A 16,289-nucleotide genomic window follows, 5' to 3' on the forward strand; every position below is an offset into this window, starting at 1 on the left:
TGAATGGGAGGCCCTCATGTTCTCGCTGCCGCTGCGCGACGGTGCTCACCTCGGCGGGCTGGAGGTCTGGCATGCCGAGGAGTTCGCCGACCATCTGGATCGGGCTCGCGAGCACATTCGTCCGTGGGTCGGGTCCGCGTTCGTCACCGACGACGTGGACGGGGCGCGGGCCACGCTCAAGCGGTATGCCGAACGCCAGGCCGGCGACGGTGCCCGCCTGTACGGCATCTGGCGGGATGGAGTGCTGGTCGGCGGTGTGATGTTCACCGATTTCGATGCCGCTCTCGGTGTGTGTGAGATCGGTTGCTGGCTGGAGCCGTCCGCCGAGGGCCATGGCCTGATCACACAGGCGTGCGGCGCGTTGCTGGACTGGGCGTTCACGTCCCGGGGGCTGCACCGGGCCGAGTGGCATTGCCGGGCCGACAACGACCGCAGCTCAGCGGTGGCCAAGAGGCTCGGCATGACGCTGGAGGGCGTGCGCCGCGAGGCATGGCCGTACCGGGGCGTGCGCTACGACAAGCAGATCTGGGCGGTCCTCGCTCCCGAATGGTCGGCCACGCGCGCCGCCTCGCCCCGGTAGGCGCCGGGCCCGAGAGCTCTTCGGACGCGGTTGAGCGGCCGTGCGGCGGATTGTCGCCGAGGACCGGTTTCACACGGCCGCGTCCGACCACTAGGCTGGCGGGGCACCGTTGAACCCGTGCGGGAGAGCGTCCTGACAGCCGGTCAGGTCCCCTGAAGGAGCAAGCCCTCCCCGCGAACCTCTCAAGGCAAAGGACCGCTCGGGCCAGGTGACCTCTGGAAAGCAGGCCGTGGACCGGCCTCGCCGAAGGTGAAAGTCCGGGTAAGGAAACGGACGAAGCTCTCAGGCACCGATGACAGAGGGGGAGGATGCTCTCATCCGTCTTCCTGAGGTGCGATCATGTCCCGATCTACCCCGTTGCGTGAGGTCCACGAAAGCCTCGGCGCCACGCTCACCGACTTCGCGGGATGGCAGATGCCCCTGCGGTACGGCAGCGAGTCGGCCGAGCACAACGCGGTGCGCACCGCGGCCGGGCTGTTCGACCTGTCCCACATGGGCGAGATCCATGTCACCGGCCCGCAGGCGGGAGAGGCGCTCGACTACGCCCTCGTCGGCCACCTGAGCGTCCTGGAGCCGGGCCGGGCCCGATACACCATGATCGTCACCGAGGACGGCGGCGTGTTGGACGACCTCATCGTCTACCGGCTCGCGCCGGAGGACTTCCTGGTCGTCGCCAACGCGTCCAACTACGCCAGGGTCGCGCAGGAGCTGGCCGAGCGGGCCAAGCCGTACGACGCCCGGGTCGAGGACCGGTCGGACGCGTACGCGCTGATCGCGATCCAGGGGCCGAACAGCACGGCGATCCTCGGCAGGCTGACCGACGCCGACCTGGACGGGCTCAAGTACTACGCGGGTCTCCCCGGCGAGGTCGCCGGGTTCGAGGTCCTGCTCGCGCGCACCGGCTACACGGGCGAGGACGGGTTCGAGCTGTTCGTCCGGCCCGAGGACGCGGTCCCGCTCTGGAACGCCCTGTCGGAGGCGGGCGCGGATCTCGGACTGCGGCCCTGCGGCCTGTCCGCGCGGGACACGCTCCGGCTGGAGGCGGGCATGCCGCTGTACGGCAACGAGCTGACCGCGGAGATGACGCCCTTCGACGCCGGGCTCGGCCGGATCGTGAAGTTCGACAAGCCGGGCGACTTCGTCGGGAAGGCCGCGCTGTCCGGGCGCCCGGCCCCCGACCGGCGCCTGGTCGGCCTGGTGGCGCGCGGCCGCCGGGTCCCCCGCCACGGATACCCGGTCACGCGTGAGGGCGAGGTCGTGGGCGAGGTGACCAGCGGCGCGCCCTCGCAGACCCTCGGCAAGCCCATCGCCATGGCGTACGTCTCGGCCGACGCCCTCGAAAAGGGAGGTCTGACCGTGGACATCCGTGGTAGCCAAGAACCCGTTGACGTCGTCGATCTGCCTTTCTACAGGAGGAGCAAGTGAGCAGCATTCCCGACGAGCTGAGCTACACCAAGGAGCACGAGTGGGTGGCCGGTCTGGACGACGGCCTCACCGTGACGGTGGGCGTGACCGCGTTCGCCGCGGAGCAGCTCGGCGATGTGGTCTTCGTGCAGGTGCCGGAGGTCGGCACCAACGTGGAGGCCGGTGACGCGGTCGGCGAGGTGGAGTCCACCAAGTCGGTGAGCGACATCTACGCCCCGGTCGGCGGCGAGATCGTGGAGACCAACCAGGCGGTGGTGGACGACCCCTCCCTGGTCAACTCCGACCCGTACGGCGAGGGCTGGTTGTTCCGCGTGCGCGTCGAGGGCGAGCCGGAGGACCTGCTCTCGGCCGCCGAGTACACCACCCTCACCTCGGGCGAGTCCTGACTTTTCCCGACATTCCCAGATAAGGGCATGGATCAGTGGCGATCAGTGTCTTCGATCTGTTCAAGGTGGGCATCGGGCCGTCCAGCTCGCACACGGGCGGCCCGATGGCGGCGGCGCACAAGTTCGCCCGCGGCCTTCACCACGACGGTCTGCTTGAGAAGACCTCGCGCGTCGAGGTCATCCTGTACGGCTCGCTCGGTCTGACCGGCAAGGGCCACGGCAGCGACAAGGCGGTCCTGCTCGGCCTCTCGGGCGAGAAGCCCGAGCTGGTCGACGTGGACACCGTCGACGAGCGGCTCGCCGCCATGCGGGAGACGGGCACGGTCACCCTGTACGGCCTGCGCGAGATCCCCTTCGTCGTCGGCGACGACCTCGTCTTCGAGCGGAAGATCTCCCTCCCCCACCATCCGAACGGGATGCGGTTCACCGCCTTCGCCGACTCCGGCGAGATCCTGCGCGAGAAGATCTACTACTCGGTCGGCGGCGGGTTCGTCGTGGACGAGAACGCCACCGGCGCCGACCGCATCAAACCGGACGACACGGTGCTCCCCCACCCGTTCACCACGGGGACGGAGCTGCTCGCCCGGTGCGCGGAGACGGGCCTGTCGATCTCCGCGCTCATGCTGGAGAACGAGCGCGCCTTCGGCCGCACCACCGCCGAGATCCGCGAGGGCCTGCTGCACCTGTGGTCGGTCATGGCCGAGTCGGTACGGCGGGGCAGCACCAAGGAGGGCGTGCTCCCCGGCGGGCTCAAGGTCAGGCGGCGGGCGAACCAACTCCTGCGCAGGTTGCAGACCGAGGCCGACCGCGACCCGCTGCGCGCGATGGACTGGGTGACCCAGTTCGCGCTCGCGGTCAACGAGGAGAACGCGGCGGGCGGCCGGATCGTCACCGCCCCGACGAACGGCGCGGCCGGCATCATCCCGGCCGTGCTCTCGTACTCCACCCGCTTCGTGGACGGAGTGGACGACGACGGCGTCGTGCGCTTCCTGCTCACCGCCGGGGCCATCGGGGTGCTCTTCAAGGAGAACGCCTCGATCTCCGGCGCCGAGGTGGGCTGTCAGGGCGAGGTGGGGTCGGCCTGCTCGATGGCGGCGGCCGGGCTCACCGAGGTCCTCGGCGGCACCCCCGAGCAGGTCGAGAACGCCGCCGAGATCGGCATCGAGCACAACCTCGGCCTGACCTGCGACCCGATCGGGGGCCTGGTCCAGATCCCGTGCATCGAGCGGAACGCGGTGGCGTCGATCAAGGCGATCGCCGCCGCCCGCATCGCACTGCGCGGCGACGGCCGCCACTTCGTGTCGCTCGACAAGGCCATCAAGACCATGCGCGACACCGGCAGGGACATGCTCGACAAGTACAAGGAGACCAGCCGGGGCGGCCTGGCCGTCAACGTCATCGAGTGCTGACCAGGCGCCCGGCCACGGCGGTGACCAGGGCCGTGTCGTCCGCGAGGTCGGAGGCGCCGAGGACGAGGAGGAGCTCCCGCACGGCCTCCGCGTCCCGCCGCCCAGGCCAGGCCGCCCGCAGGCGGTCCGCCGCCGGGTCGTCCGGCACGTCGTCGCGGGTGTGCCCGGCCCATGCCGCCAGCGTCGCCTCCAGCACCGGGGCGTCCCGGCCGGCGGCGCGCAGCTCGCGCAGCGCGGCCAGCCACCGCTCCGGCAGCTTCAGCGAGCCGTCCATGGCGATCTGCCGCAGCCGGTGCCGCATGGCGTGGTTGGCGAACCGCCGCACCAGCGTGTCGGTGTACCACCCGGGGTCCGGGCCGTCCGGGACGGTGGCCGCCACCTCCGCCGCGTACTCCCGGACGATCCGCTCGCCCCACGGCCGGTCCATGACGTCCGCGACGGTCTCACACCCGGCCGCCAGGCCCAGGTACGCGATGAGCGAGTGCGCCCCGTTGAGCAGCCGGAGCTTGGTGAGCTGGTAGGGCCGCACGTCGGGCACCAGCTCGGCGCCCGTGCTCTCCCAGCGCGGTCACCTCTCCGTTCCCGGCCATGTTGTCGCAGCACACGACGGAGATCGGCGCGCCCGAGCGCATCCGGTCCCGCAGCCCGGCGGCGAGCCGCCCGGCGACCGTGGCCGGCACGGGCGCCCCGGCCAGGTCGCGTACGACCAGCGGGTCGCGCAGGTCGAGCCCGCCGGTGGCCGGATCGCGCCGGTAGCCCTTCTCGGTCACGGTCAGGGTGACCACGGTGACGCCGGGGTCGGACAGCAGCGCGGTCAGCCGGTCCCCGTCGTCGGGGGCGTGCAGCACCTCGGCCACCGAGCCGACGACCCGGGTGACCGGGCCGTCCGGCTCCCGCAGCGTCACCGAGTACAGCCCGTCCTGCGGGCGCAGCGCGTCGGCGACGGCGCGGCCGCGCTGGGTGGTGCCCACGATGCCCCAGCCGCCGCCGTGCAGGGCCTCGGCCCGCTCGGTGTACACGGCCTGGTGCGCCCGGTGGAACGCCCCGATGCCGAGGTGGACGACGCGCGGCCGCAACGACGCGGGGTCCACGGCCGGCCGCAGCGGCTCGGGCACGAGGGGCAGGGTGGCGCGGGACAGCCTCTTCACCGCTTCTTCACGACCTCTCCGACCTCTTCACGACCTTCACGACCTTCACGACCTTCACGACCTTCACGACGCCGACGGCACCTCGCTCGTCGGGGACCGCGCGGCGCGGCTCACCAGTCGTGCACCGAGCCGTCGGCCCGGCGGTTGACCGGCAGGTACCTCGGCTCGTACGGGAAGCGCGCGGCGGCCTCCTCGTCCAGCTCCACGCCCAGGCCGGGCGCGTCGGACGGGTACAGCGCCCCCTCGCGCTGCTCGTACGACGGCCGGAAGACCTCGTGCGTGAGCGGCGAGTGTCCCATGTACTCCTGGATGCCGAAGTCGCCGCCCGAGCCGTCCCGCCTCGGTGGGGGTGAGCCGGTGGTGGACGTCGTGCAACAGGTGGAAGTCGAACCCGAACCGCTCCCGCACCGCGCCGAGACAGGCGGGCGCGAAGTCCAGGTACGCCTCGGTCGACCAGGTCTGCTCCTCGGGCAGAGTGGCGTTGGCGGGCTCGTAGAACTGACCGTGCCGCACGCCGTAGCTTCCCGGGGCGCCGGGGACGGCGGCCTGGGCCCGGACGGCCTGGTACCCCAGCTCCCTGAACCGGGCCACGTCGTCCAGCAGCTCGGCCACGTCACCGCCGCTGGCGTGGCCGTAGACCATGGCGCCCTCGCGGGCCTTGCCGCCGAGCAGGTCGTACACAGGCAGGCCGGCGACCTTGCCCTTGACGTCCCACAGGGCCGTGTCGACGGCGGCGATCGCGGTCATCGTCACCGGCCCGCGCCGCCAGTACGCGCCCTTGTAGAGGTACTGCCAGGTGTCCTCGATCCTGGCCGGGTCCCGGCCGATGAGCAGCGGCGCGACATGGTCGCGCAGGTAGCTCGCCACGGCCAGCTCCCGGCCGTTCAGGGTCGCGTCGCCCAGCCCGGTCACGCCGTCCGAGGTGGTGATCTTCAGTGTCACGAAGTTGCGCCCCGGCGAGGTGACGATGATCTTCGCGTCGGTGATGGTGGCCATGGCTCCCCCGTGTCTCCCCGTGTCTCTCCGCGTCTCTTCGTGTCTCTCCGCGTCTCTCCGCGTCTCTCCGCGTCTCTCCGCGTCTCTCCGCGTCTCTCCGCGTCTCTCCGCGTCTCTCCGCGTCTCTCCGCGTCTCTCCGCGATCTCGTCAGGCGTTCTCGGTCCGGGCGGCCTGCGCCCGGTCGGTCAGCCGCCCGAAGACCGGGATCATGACCAGCTCGGCGATGATCGCGAGTCCGCCGTGCTGCCCGCCCTGCTGCCCGAACTGTCGCTCATGGGCGGTCTCCTCGCATGGTTCAAACCGCGGTGACGAAGCGGTGCGGCGCCGTTCATGGCACCGTAATCGCGTCGGCTACCATACAAGTACTCCAGCCGCCTTTGTCCAGTGGTAGAAATGTGTCCCATGAGACCGAAGGAAGGGCTGCACGCGGCCCGGGCGCGCGGCGGGAACACCCGCCAGCTCGTGCACGAGCTGCTGCGCACGCGGATCATCGGCCTCCGGCTCGCGCCCGGCACGGCCCTGTCGGAGAACGACCTCGCCGCCGAGCTCGGCGTGAGCAGGACCCCCGTGCGCGAGAGCCTGATCCTGCTGGCCGACGAGGGCCTGGTCGACGTCTATCCCCAGATGGGCACGTTCGTCTCGCGGATCAGGTTCGCCGACATCGCCTCGGCGCAGTTCATCCGCGAGGCGCTGGAGACGGCCGCGCTGCGCGACGCCGTGGAGCGGGCGACCGAGCGCGACGTGGCCGACCTGCGCGCCCTGCTCGACGCCCAGCGCGACGCCGAACGGCGCGCCGACGCCGAGGCGTTCTTCCAGCTCGACGAGGAGTTCCACGCCCGGCTCATGGCGGCGAGCGGCCACGGCGACGCGTGGCCGGTGGTCAGCCAGGCCAAGGCGCAGCTCGACCGGGCCAGACGGCTGTCCCTGCCGCTCACCCAGCAGCTCCACCTGCTGATCGGCCAGCACCGCGAGGTGGTCGACCGGCTGGAGCGCCGCGACCTGGAGAGCGCGGACGAGGCGCTGCGCCGGCACCTGCGGCTGGTGCTGAGCGACGTGGAGAAGATCAGGGCCCGGCATCCCGAGCTGTTCAGCGAGGACGACGCCCCGGTCCGCCCGCGGCGTGAGCCCCGGGAAGGCCGGCAGACCGCCGGGAACGGAGGGGGTCTCCATGGCTGAGCGGCAGCGGAACGGCGTGGTCACGCTCGGGGAGACCATGGCCCTGCTCACCGCGGAGCGCACCGGCCCGCTGCGGCACGCGCCCTCGATGGCCGTCGGCATCGGCGGCGCGGAGAGCAACGTCGCCATCGCGCTGCGGCGGCTCGGCGTCCCCGCCACCTGGATCGGCCGTGTCGGCGCCGACGGTTTCGGCGACCTCGTGCTGCGCGAGCTGCGCGCCGAGGACCTCGACGTACGCGGCATCGTCGACGACGGCGCGCCGACCGGCCTGATGGTGAAGGAACGGCGCACCAACCGGTCGCTGAACGTCTGGTACTACCGCGCCGGCAGCGCGGGTTCGCGGCTGCGGCCCGCCGACGTGCCCGAGGAGGACGTCGCCGGGGCGGCGCTGCTGCACGTCACCGGCATCACCCCCGCGCTTTCCGACTCGGCGGCCGAGGCGGTGCGCCACGCGGTCGGGCTGGCCCGCCGCCACGGCGTGACCGTCTCGTTCGACGTCAACTACCGCGCGCGGCTCTGGGGAGGGGACCGGGCGGCCGAGCGGCTGTCGGACATCCTGCGCGGCTGCGACGTGCTCTTCGCCGGGGTCGAGGAGGCCGAGCTGTTCGTCCCCGCCGAGAACGACCCGCTGGACCTCGCGGCCGCCCTCGCCGACCTCGGCCCGTCCCAGGTGGTCGTCAAGCTGGGCGCCGAGGGGTGCGCGGCGCTCGTCGACGGCCGCCCGCTGGTCCGCCCGGCCGTACCCGTGGACGTGCTCGACCCGGTCGGCGCGGGGGACGCGTTCGTCGGCGGATACCTCGCCGAGCTGCTGGCCGGGGCGCCGCCCGAGACCCGGCTGGACACCGCCGTCACCGCCGGGGCGTTCGCCTGCACGGTCTCCGGCGACTGGGAGGGCCTGCCCACCCGCGCCGAGCTGGGGCTGCTCGCCCAGCGGGAGGACGTCGCCCGCTGACCGTGTTTATGGCGCTCGCTTCGCTCGCGCGGCTCGGGGCGCCCTCAGGCGATGTCTTCCCTCGTCACTCGGGACTCGTTCCTCAGTCCAGACACCGCCGCGCCCCTCGCGGGATGGCCGGCCGCCCTATTGATAGGTGATGCTCGCGCGGGCTCAGTCCAGGCGTCGTCGCGCCTCGCGATCAGATGATGCTTTATCCTGGCGGTTCCTGATTTGTCGGTCGGTTAGGGCAACCGCAGGGGGGAAGTTGGCCTCGTTCCTGCGGTCGCACCTGGCGTTCTTCGCCGTGCTCGTCCTCGGTGTGGCGTTGCGGGCGCTGGCCGTGCTCGGCTACCGCCCCGCCCTCTGGTTCTGGGCCGACTCCTTCGCCTACCTCAGCTCGGGTCTCGACCTGCGCCCGCTGGCGTCCCGCCCGTCGGGCTACTCGCTGTTCCTGTGGCTGCTCAGCCCGCTGCGCGACATCCAGGCCGTGGTGGTCGTCCAGCACCTGCTCGGGATCGGCATCGCCGTCCTCGTCTACGCCGTGCTGCGACGCCGTACGGCGCTCCGGGGATGGATCGCGGCGCTCGTCGCCGCTCCGGTGCTGCTGGACGTCCACCAGATCCAGCTCGAACACCTGATGATGGCCGACCTGCTGTTCACCTTCCTGGCCGTCGCCGGGGTGGCGATCCTGGTGTGGCGGCCGAAACCCTCGATCACGACCGCCTCCGCCGCGCTGTTCCTGCTGGGGCTCGCGACCGTCACCCGGACCATCGGGCTGCCGCTGATCGTCATCGCCGCCGTGTGGCTGCTGCTGTCCCGCGCGGGCCTGCGGGCGCTGCTCTCGGGGGTCGTCGCGGCGGCCGCCGTCCTCGGCGGCTACGCCGTGTGGTTCCACAGCGCCCACGGCTCGTACGGCATGGGCGGCAGCAGCACCTGGTTGTGGTCCCGGACCATGACCTTCGCCGACTGCGACCGGATGCGGCCGGCCCCGCGCCTCGCCCCGCTCTGCCCCACCGAGCCGAGGCTCGCCGCGCCCGCCTACATCTGGGACGCCGCCTCCCCGCTCCAGCGCGTCGGCGCGGGCCGGGAGGAGCTCGCCGGCGAGTTCGCGTCGCTGGCGATCCGCAGCCAGCCGCTCGACTTCCTGCTCACCGGGCTGAAGGACGCGCTCTGGGCGTTCGAGTGGGAGCGCCGGGTGTACCCCTCCCCCGGCCCGCAGAGCGCGTACGTCTTCCCCGGCACGGTGAAGCCGTTCACCGACAAGATCGCGTCGGCGGGACGCACCGCGCCCCAGCTCACCACCGCCTACCAGGGCTCCTCGGGCGAGACCCGGGTGGTCGAGCCGTGGGCGGGATGGCTGCGCGCCTACCAGGAGCAGGGCTATCTGCGCGGCCCGTTCCTCGCGGTGGTCCTGCTGATCGGGCTGGGCGGCCTGATCGTGCGGCGGTGGGCCGTCGTCCCGCCGCTGGCCGCCGCCGCGGCCCTGCTCTTCGCGCCGCCGATGATCGCGGCCTTCGACCACCGCTACGTCGTGCCGGTGGTGCCGCTCGCCTGCCTCGCCGCCGGGCTGGCGCTGGGCGCGCGGCGGGCGTCAGCGGCGGCGGATGTGCAGCCGGACAAGCGTCGGAAGGTCGCCGCGTCCGACCACTCCGCGCACGCGTGACACGGCCTCGGCGTTGAGCCGCCCGATCACCTCGGCCGGGTCCGCGTCCGGCATGAGGTCGATCCGGATCCGGAGCTTGCGGTCGCCGACCAGCCGCACGTACAGCCTGCCGATGCCCTGGACACCCTTGAGCGCGACGCCCAGCATGGCGATCCCCGAGCCGGTGCGCGTGCCGATGCGCCCCCAGCCGAGCGCGGCCAGCAGCCAGCGCGTCGCGACGACGCCGATCACCAGGGGAACGAGGACGCCGAACGGTCGCGCCCAGGCGTTCTCGGTGAAGAAGCTCAGGTCGAGGACGGGGTCCTCGGGCCGATCCCCGGCGGCGAGCAGCACGGCGGCGCCGCCCGCCAGCAGGGCGAGACCCACGACGAGGATGCCGATGCGGTTTCCCAGATACGCGCGCATCGTCAGCCCCTCGTCCTGCGCAGCCGTACGACGACGTCCTGGCGGCTCTGCACGCCGAGGCCGGCGAGCCGGTCCCCGACCGCGGTGCCGACGGCCCGGAGCAGCTCGCCCGTGCCGTGCGCCCGGGTGACGACCGTCACCTCGATCCGGCGTGGGTGGATGCGCACGCGGGCCGCCTCCACGCCCTCGACGCCGCGTGCCGCGCCCGCGAGCGTGCGGCGCAGGCCGCTGCGGGTGAGGCCGATCACGAGTTGCGGGTCGGTGGACTCGACGGCGACGAGCCGGGGCCGCCCGGGGGTCAGCGCGAGGGCGACCAGCAGCGCTCCGACGACGACCATCGCGCTCGCGACGCCGCGTACCAGCGGGTCGCCGAGCGTGATCGAGAGCAGGTGGCCCATCCGGGGGCCCGCGGGGGCGCCGAACAGGCCACCGATGATCACGGCGAGCACCGTCCACGCGGACGTGGCGACCGTGGCGGAGACCACGACGCCGGCGGGAGTGCGCCCGGGGCGCAGCGCGCGGACGGCGTTGCGCCGCAGCGTGCGCCGTTCGGTCCGCACCGACGCGGCCGGGGAGGCCGCGAGGATGTCCTCGACGATGCTCATCGGGCCGATCACCACTTCCCGTGTACAGGCATGCTCACGTGAATATGGGTACACCGCAAAAGATCGGCGGGGGTGGCGCACCACTCCATCGACTGGATCTTGAAGGTGCGGCGCCGCAAACTTTGCCCCGCGATTAATATGAACCCGACTCATATATTCTGGCCGAGCGGTATTAAGCTGCCGTTATGGACGATCGACAGCGCCTGGACCGGGCCACCGCACACCTGGAGGCGCCGTTCGCGGTGCTCGATCTCGACGCGCTGCGGCTGAACGCGGAGAGCATGGTCCGGCGGGCGGCCGGCAAGCCGATCCGGGTGGCCAGCAAGTCGATCCGCAGCCGCCCGATCCTCGAACGCATCCTCGCGATGGACGGCTTCGCCGGGATCATGGCGTTCACGCTCCCCGAGGCGCTCTGGCTGGTGTCGACAGGGATGCGCGACGTGCTCGTCGCCTATCCCACCGCCGACCGTCAGGCCATCCGCGCCCTGGGTTCCGACCCGGTCGCCGCCCGGGAGATCACGTTGATGGTCGACTCCCCCGAGCACCTGGACCTGCTGCAGAACCAGCCCCACGAGATCCGGATATGTCTGGACATCGATGCGGCGTTCGTCGCGTTCGCCGGCAAGCTCCGGGCCGGAGCACTGCGCTCCCCCCTGCGCGAGCCCGAGCAGGCCGCCGAGATCGCGGCCGAGATCGCCAAGCGTCCCGGCCTCCGACTCGCCGGGCTCATGTCGTACGAGGCGCAGATCGCCGGCGTCGGCGACAAGATCCCCGGCCTGTACGGCAGGGCGGTCCGCTGGATGCAGGCCCGCTCCCGCCGCGAGCTGATCGTCCGCAGAGGCCGCATCGTGCGGGCCGTACGGCAGGTCGCCGATCTGGAGTTCGTGAACGGCGGCGGCACCGGCAGCATCGAGAAGACCGTGCGCGAGAAGGCGATCACCGAGGTGGCGGCCGGGTCCGGCTTCTTCCACCCCAGGCTGTTCGACTTCTATCGCAACTTCGAGGGGCACCCGGCGGCGCTGTTCGCCCTTCCGGTGGTGCGCAAGCCCGCGCCCGGCGTCGCCACCGTGCTCGGTGGCGGCTATCACGCCTCCGGAGCCCCCGGCCCGACCCGGCTGCCCCAGCCGTACCTGCCGGCCGGGCTGCGCTACGACCACAACGAGGGCGCCGGCGAGGTGCAGACGCCGCTGCTCGGCGACGCCGCCTCCGACCTGCGCGTCGGCGACCGGGTGTGGTTCCGGCACGCCAAGGCGGGCGAGATGTGCGAGCGGTTCGCGAGCCTGCACCTGGTCGAGGGCGATCGTGTGGTCGAGGAGGTCCCCACTTATCGAGGCGAGGGCAAGACCTTCCTCTGACCTTCGCCGACCCCTGTCTTCCCCGGCTCCTGAGCGTCGCCGCCGGGTGTCTCGGCCCTCCCGCGTCCACCGCGTCCGGGCCGGGACGACCCGCTCCGCGCGGCGCCGGTCAGATCCGCTTGCGGCGGCGCATCAGGAGAACGGCGGCGCCGACGACGAGCGCCGCGCCTATGACCATCAAGGCGGGGCTGATGTCCCTGGGCGTGTACTCCTCCCAGACTCCGGCCTGCCCCTCCTCACCCGGCTTGGCGTGCCGGTGCTGGCCGCCCACCAGGCGCTCCGCGTTCGCCTTGACCTTCGCCACGCTCCGCTCGGCGACGCGCTTCGGGCTCACCCGGTCGGCTATGGCGTCGACGGTACGAGCCAGCTCAACCCGCGTACGCTCGATCTCCCGCTCAAGCGCATCGGGATCGGTGTCCGCCATGGTGACCCCCTCCTGTGCTACTCATGTCCGATCAGTCTGCCAGTTCGCGTGGCCGCGTCGCGCGGCGGCCGACCCCCGGTAGTTTGATAAGCGCCTACCCGCATCCTGGCGCGCCACCCGCGTGCCGCGCGATCCATGGGCTTTTCCGGCCAATTGCAGGAGGACTCGATGAGCAGGCTCGAACCCGGCGACGCCGCGCCGGACTTCACCCTTCGCGACGCCGACGGGAACGAGGTCTCCCTCGACTCGTTCCGCGGCAGGAGGGTGATCCTCTACTTCTACCCGGCCGCGATGACCCCCGGCTGCACCAAGCAGGCGTGCGACTTCCGCGACAACCTGAACTCCCTGACCGGCCACGGCTTCGCCGTCCTCGGCGTGTCCAAGGACACGCCGGCCAAGCTCCAGCGGTTCCGCGAGCACGACTCGCTGACCTTCCCGCTGCTGTCCGACGCCGGCCTCGACGTCCACAAGGCGTACGGCGCGTACGGCGAGAAGCAGAACTACGGCAAGACCATCATGGGGGTCATCCGGTCCACCTTCGTGATCGACGCCGACGGCAAGATCGAGAAGGCTCTCTACAACGTGAAGGCCACCGGCCACGTCGCCCGGCTCCTGAAGGAGCTCGGCGTCTCCTGACCCCGCCGGGGCATGGGGGCGGCGTCGGGGTGTTCCCGCGTCCGTCCCCGCTGACGGGCCGCGCGGCCCCTGTGGGGGCTGTGGGGGTGTAGCGGGGCCGGTGTGGCCGGCGCACACGTCGGGGGCCCATACCCTCGCGGCCCTCGAAGGAGGGACGCGCCACATATCACGAGGCCATGGCCGTATATACCGTCGCGGGCAGATGTCGGGCCCGTGAACGAGGAGCCGCTCGTGAACCCACTCGCCGACGGCGGAGCCCCGCCGTCCCGCCCCCCGAAACGCCCGCCCGTACGCGCCCGTCGCCCGGCCGCGACCGGGTCCCGATCCGGCGCGGCGGTCGTCGCCGCCCTCACCGCGCTCGCGCTGCTCGCCGTCCTGTTCCCTGGGGCGCGGCCGGCGCGGGCGGCCAGTCTGGAGAAGGTCACCGGGTTCGGGTCCAACCCCGGCGGCCTCACCATGTGGGTGTACCGCCCGGACGGGATGCCGCAGGGCGCTCCCGCCGTGGTGGCCCTGCACGGCTGCACGCAGACCGCGAACGACTACTTCGCCAACTCGGGCTGGCGGAAGTTCGCCGACCTCCACCGCTTCGCGCTGATCCTGCCGGAGCGGATCGACTCCACCGCCTTCCCCTCCAACTGCTTCCAGTGGTACCAGGAGGCCCACATCAGGCGGGGCCAGGGCGCGGCGCTGTCCATCGCGCAGATGGTCGGCCACGCCGTCGGCGCGTACGGCCTCGACCCCGCGCGGATCTCCGTCACCGGCCTGTCCGCGGGCGGGGCGATGGCGGCGGTCATGCTCGCCACCTATCCCGACCTGTTCCAGGCGGGTTCCGTCGTGGCCGGCCTGCCGTACCGGTGCTCTCCCCCCGCCTTGTCGAGCACCTGCATGAGCGGGCCCGTCAGCAAGACCCCCGCCCAGTGGGGCGACCTCGTCCGGGCCGCCCATCCCGGGTATGCCGGGCCGCGCCCGAGGGTCGCCGTCTGGCACGGGCAGGCCGACTACGTCGTCAACACGGCCAACGGCACCGAGCTGCGCGACCAGTTCACCGACGTGCTGGGGACCGGCCAGACGCCCACGTCCACGGAGAGCCTTCCCGCCGGCACCACCCTGGAGCGGTACGGCGGCGACGCGGTGCGGTTCTACAAGGTCGCCGGCATGGGACACGGCACCCCGGTGGATCCGGGCGGCGCGGCCGACCAGTGCGGCACGGCAGGGGCCTACTTCCTCGACACCATCTGCTCGGCGTACCACGACACCCGGTTCTTCGGCCTCGACGGCGCCGCCACCCCGAGCCCGTCGCCCAGCGCCACGCCGAGCCCGTCGCCCAGCGCGTCACCCAGCCCTTCACCGAGTCCATCGGCGAGTCCATCACCGAGCCCGTCGCCGACCGGGTCGCCGGATCCCACGCCCGGGACGGTCTGCGTGACCGCCAGCAACTACGCCCACACGACGGCGGGCCGGGCCCACCAGTCGGGCGGATACACCTACGCCAACGGATCCAACGACGCCATGGGCCTGTGGAACGTCTTCGTCACCCACACCCTCCGGCAGACGGGCCCGAACCACTGGGTGCTGGCCGACGGCCAGTGCTGACACCCTCGGTGCGGGCGCCCGCGCCCGCCTGACCGCTCTTCACACGGGTCGCCCACCACCGCCACGTGGCGTACCGACACATGCCGCCCGCACCACGTATGGGCGGGACACGCAGGCCCGCCGGATCGTGTGCCGGCGGGCCGGTCCGCCGGTACCGGGGGCCGCGGAGCGGATCGGGGACGTGCGGCGAGGCCGGGAGATGGCGGGACCTAACACCACATCCCCGCCGGTTGTGGGGACACGGCACATGGAACCGCCATCGCCCTTTGCCTAGCCTTGCCGCCAATCCGGCCAGGTCCTTCACCTGCGTCCCCCCGATCCCCCGATGCCTGCAGAAAAGAGTTGACCATGGGTCGAAAGAGTCACCCGGTCCGGTTGCCCGCGGTGCTGACCGCCGCGAGCGCCCTGCTCCTGGCCGCGGCGTGCGGCAGCCCCGGCACCGCCGGCTCGGGGACCGGAGGCGGCGCGGAACCCGTCAAGATCGGTCTCGTCTACTCCAAGTCCGGCCCGCTCGCCTCGTACGGCAAGCAGTACATCGAGGGCTTCCAGGCCGGGCTCGACTACGCCACGAACGGCAGCAAGAAGATCGGCGACCGGGCCGTCGAGGTCACCGAGGTGGACGACGCCGGAGACCCCGCGAAGGCGGTCTCGGCGGCGAAGGACCTGATCGGCAAGGGATACAAGATCCTCGCCGGCTCCACGTCCTCCGGCGTCGCGACCCAGGTCGCGCCCATCGCGGAGCAGAACAAGGTGCTCTTCGTCTCCGGCCCGGCCGCCACCGACGCGGTCACCGGCGCGGGCACGTACACCTTCAGGTCCGGCCGCCAGACCGCGCAGGACATCAACACCGCCGCCGCCTTCATCGGGGACGTCCAGGGCAAGAAGGTCGTCGTCTTCGCGCAGGACAGCGCGTTCGGCCAGGCCAACGTGGCCGGCGTGCAGGCCGTTCTCGGCGCCAAGGGCGCGAAGGTCGAGCCGCTGCTCGTCCCGGCGAGCGCGACGGACTTCACGCCGTTCGCCACCCAGGCCAAGGAGGCCAAGGCCGACCTGCTGTTCGTCGCGTGGGCGGGCACGACCGCGCAGGCCATGTGGACCGCGCTCGGCCAGCAGGGCGTCTTCGAGGCGACGACCGTCGTGACCGGCCTCGACATCAGCGCCACCTGGCCCGCGTACGGACCGGTCTCGGACAAGGTCAACTTCCTGTCGCACTACTTCGCCGGCGCGGCGGGCACCGACGTGGAGAAGGCGATGACGGAGCGCGTCACCAAGGCGGGCGGCGCCGTGGACCTGTTCACCGGCGACGGCTTCACCGCCGCCCAGATGATCGTCCACGCCGCCGAGCAGGGCGACGACGCGGACGCGATGGCCAAGAGCCTCGCCGGGTGGAGCTTCGAGGGCTACAAGGGCACGATGACCGTGCGGGCCGAGGACCACGCCCTCCTCCAGCCGATGTTCCAGGCCAAGCTGACCGGCGGCGCGACGCCCACCGCCGAACTCGTCAAGAAGCTCGACGCGGACGCCGCCGCGCCCGCTCCGGCCGCGCAGAAGTGACC

17 protein-coding genes and 2 riboswitches are annotated in these 16,289 nt (G+C 72.3%); of the genes, 11 read left to right on the forward strand and 6 right to left on the reverse strand.

Annotated elements, in window-relative coordinates:
* Window positions 1-16 precede the first annotated feature (16 nt).
* The 4 genes from AWQ70_RS11390 to AWQ70_RS11405 all read left to right on the forward strand — a co-directional run bounded on the left by AWQ70_RS11390 (window position 17) and on the right by AWQ70_RS11405 (window position 3,800).
* Window positions 17-580, forward strand: a complete 564-nt coding sequence (locus AWQ70_RS11390; protein WP_067174074.1) for a GNAT family N-acetyltransferase — start codon at window positions 17-19, stop codon at window positions 578-580.
* 110 nt (window positions 581-690) lie between these two features.
* A riboswitch (glycine riboswitch) is annotated at window positions 691-788 on the forward strand.
* Window positions 789-889: riboswitch (glycine riboswitch) on the forward strand.
* Between the two features lie 30 nt (window positions 890-919).
* Window positions 920-2,005, forward strand: a complete 1,086-nt coding sequence (gcvT, locus tag AWQ70_RS11395) for a glycine cleavage system aminomethyltransferase GcvT (RefSeq protein ID WP_067174077.1) — start codon at window positions 920-922, stop codon at window positions 2,003-2,005.
* The gene (gene gcvH / locus AWQ70_RS11400) at window positions 2,002-2,391 is read left to right on the forward strand and encodes a glycine cleavage system protein GcvH (protein WP_067174081.1); all 390 of its coding nucleotides are present in this window, start codon (window positions 2,002-2,004) and stop codon (window positions 2,389-2,391) included. Before gcvT ends, gcvH begins: the two co-directional genes overlap by 4 nt.
* Before the next feature lie 35 nt (window positions 2,392-2,426).
* Window positions 2,427-3,800 carry an L-serine ammonia-lyase gene (locus AWQ70_RS11405; RefSeq protein ID WP_067174084.1) on the forward strand — a complete coding sequence of 458 codons (1,374 nt, stop codon included), beginning with the start codon at window positions 2,427-2,429 and terminating at the stop codon, window positions 3,798-3,800.
* Here the strand turns inward: AWQ70_RS11405 and AWQ70_RS40475 are convergent.
* From AWQ70_RS40475 to AWQ70_RS11415, 3 genes are all read right to left on the reverse strand, one after another.
* Window positions 3,787-4,329: a mannitol dehydrogenase family protein gene (locus AWQ70_RS40475; RefSeq protein ID WP_218004498.1), complete on the reverse strand. Its 543-nt coding sequence runs from the start codon at window positions 4,327-4,329 to the stop codon at window positions 3,787-3,789. The genes AWQ70_RS11405 and AWQ70_RS40475 overlap by 14 nt on opposite strands.
* A complete protein-coding gene (locus AWQ70_RS40480; RefSeq protein ID WP_218004499.1) occupies window positions 4,244-4,948 on the reverse strand; it encodes a mannitol dehydrogenase family protein in 705 nt (234 codons plus the stop codon). Before AWQ70_RS40480 ends, AWQ70_RS40475 begins: the two co-directional genes overlap by 86 nt.
* 63 nt (window positions 4,949-5,011) lie before the next feature.
* On the reverse strand, window positions 5,012-5,944 hold the full coding sequence (locus tag AWQ70_RS11415) for an enolase-like domain-containing protein (protein ID WP_281196894.1): 933 nt from the start codon (window positions 5,942-5,944) through the stop codon (window positions 5,012-5,014).
* Window positions 5,945-6,347: 403 nt separating this feature from the next.
* Here AWQ70_RS11415 and AWQ70_RS11420 point away from each other — a divergent pair, with 403 nt between their 5' ends.
* The 3 genes from AWQ70_RS11420 to AWQ70_RS11430 all read left to right on the forward strand — a co-directional run bounded on the left by AWQ70_RS11420 (window position 6,348) and on the right by AWQ70_RS11430 (window position 9,718).
* On the forward strand, window positions 6,348-7,121 hold the full coding sequence (locus AWQ70_RS11420) for a GntR family transcriptional regulator (RefSeq protein ID WP_067174087.1): 774 nt from the start codon (window positions 6,348-6,350) through the stop codon (window positions 7,119-7,121).
* A complete protein-coding gene (locus tag AWQ70_RS11425; RefSeq protein ID WP_067174089.1) occupies window positions 7,114-8,073 on the forward strand; it encodes a sugar kinase in 960 nt (319 codons plus the stop codon). Before AWQ70_RS11420 ends, AWQ70_RS11425 begins: the two co-directional genes overlap by 8 nt.
* 247 nt (window positions 8,074-8,320) lie before the next feature.
* Complete coding sequence (locus AWQ70_RS11430; protein WP_067174092.1) at window positions 8,321-9,718, forward strand: hypothetical protein; 1,398 nt, start codon at window positions 8,321-8,323, stop codon at window positions 9,716-9,718.
* On the opposite strand, the gene AWQ70_RS11435 is transcribed toward AWQ70_RS11430, so the two are convergent.
* Both AWQ70_RS11435 and AWQ70_RS11440 read right to left on the reverse strand, forming a co-directional pair.
* Complete coding sequence (locus tag AWQ70_RS11435; RefSeq protein ID WP_067174095.1) at window positions 9,647-10,123, reverse strand: hypothetical protein; 477 nt, start codon at window positions 10,121-10,123, stop codon at window positions 9,647-9,649. The genes AWQ70_RS11430 and AWQ70_RS11435 overlap by 72 nt on opposite strands.
* 2 nt (window positions 10,124-10,125) lie before the next feature.
* Window positions 10,126-10,728, reverse strand: coding sequence for a DUF6286 domain-containing protein (locus tag AWQ70_RS11440; RefSeq protein WP_157530010.1), 603 nt, complete (start codon window positions 10,726-10,728; stop codon window positions 10,126-10,128).
* A 185-nt stretch (window positions 10,729-10,913) separates the two neighbouring features.
* Between AWQ70_RS11440 and AWQ70_RS11445 the strand changes: the two genes are divergently transcribed.
* A complete protein-coding gene (locus tag AWQ70_RS11445; protein WP_067174101.1) occupies window positions 10,914-12,083 on the forward strand; it encodes an amino acid deaminase/aldolase in 1,170 nt (389 codons plus the stop codon).
* 109 nt (window positions 12,084-12,192) lie between these two features.
* Here AWQ70_RS11445 and AWQ70_RS11450 read toward each other — a convergent pair whose 3' ends face one another.
* Entirely contained in the window at window positions 12,193-12,507 is a 315-nt protein-coding gene (locus AWQ70_RS11450) for a DUF3618 domain-containing protein (RefSeq protein WP_067174104.1), read from the reverse strand.
* Between the two features lie 168 nt (window positions 12,508-12,675).
* On the opposite strand from AWQ70_RS11450, the gene bcp reads away from it, so the two are divergent.
* The 3 genes from bcp to AWQ70_RS11465 all read left to right on the forward strand — a co-directional run bounded on the left by bcp (window position 12,676) and on the right by AWQ70_RS11465 (window position 16,287).
* The gene (gene bcp / locus AWQ70_RS11455; protein WP_084516843.1) at window positions 12,676-13,143 is read left to right on the forward strand and encodes a thioredoxin-dependent thiol peroxidase; all 468 of its coding nucleotides are present in this window, start codon (window positions 12,676-12,678) and stop codon (window positions 13,141-13,143) included.
* 231 nt (window positions 13,144-13,374) lie between these two features.
* Window positions 13,375-14,736 carry an extracellular catalytic domain type 1 short-chain-length polyhydroxyalkanoate depolymerase gene (locus tag AWQ70_RS11460; protein WP_084516907.1) on the forward strand — a complete coding sequence of 454 codons (1,362 nt, stop codon included), beginning with the start codon at window positions 13,375-13,377 and terminating at the stop codon, window positions 14,734-14,736.
* Between the two features lie 348 nt (window positions 14,737-15,084).
* On the forward strand, window positions 15,085-16,287 hold the full coding sequence (locus tag AWQ70_RS11465) for a substrate-binding domain-containing protein (protein WP_067174110.1): 1,203 nt from the start codon (window positions 15,085-15,087) through the stop codon (window positions 16,285-16,287).
* Window positions 16,288-16,289 lie beyond the last annotated feature (2 nt).

It is taken from the genome of Microtetraspora niveoalba, from assembly GCF_001570405.1.
GTDB lineage: Bacteria > Actinomycetota > Actinomycetes > Streptosporangiales > Streptosporangiaceae > Microtetraspora > Microtetraspora niveoalba.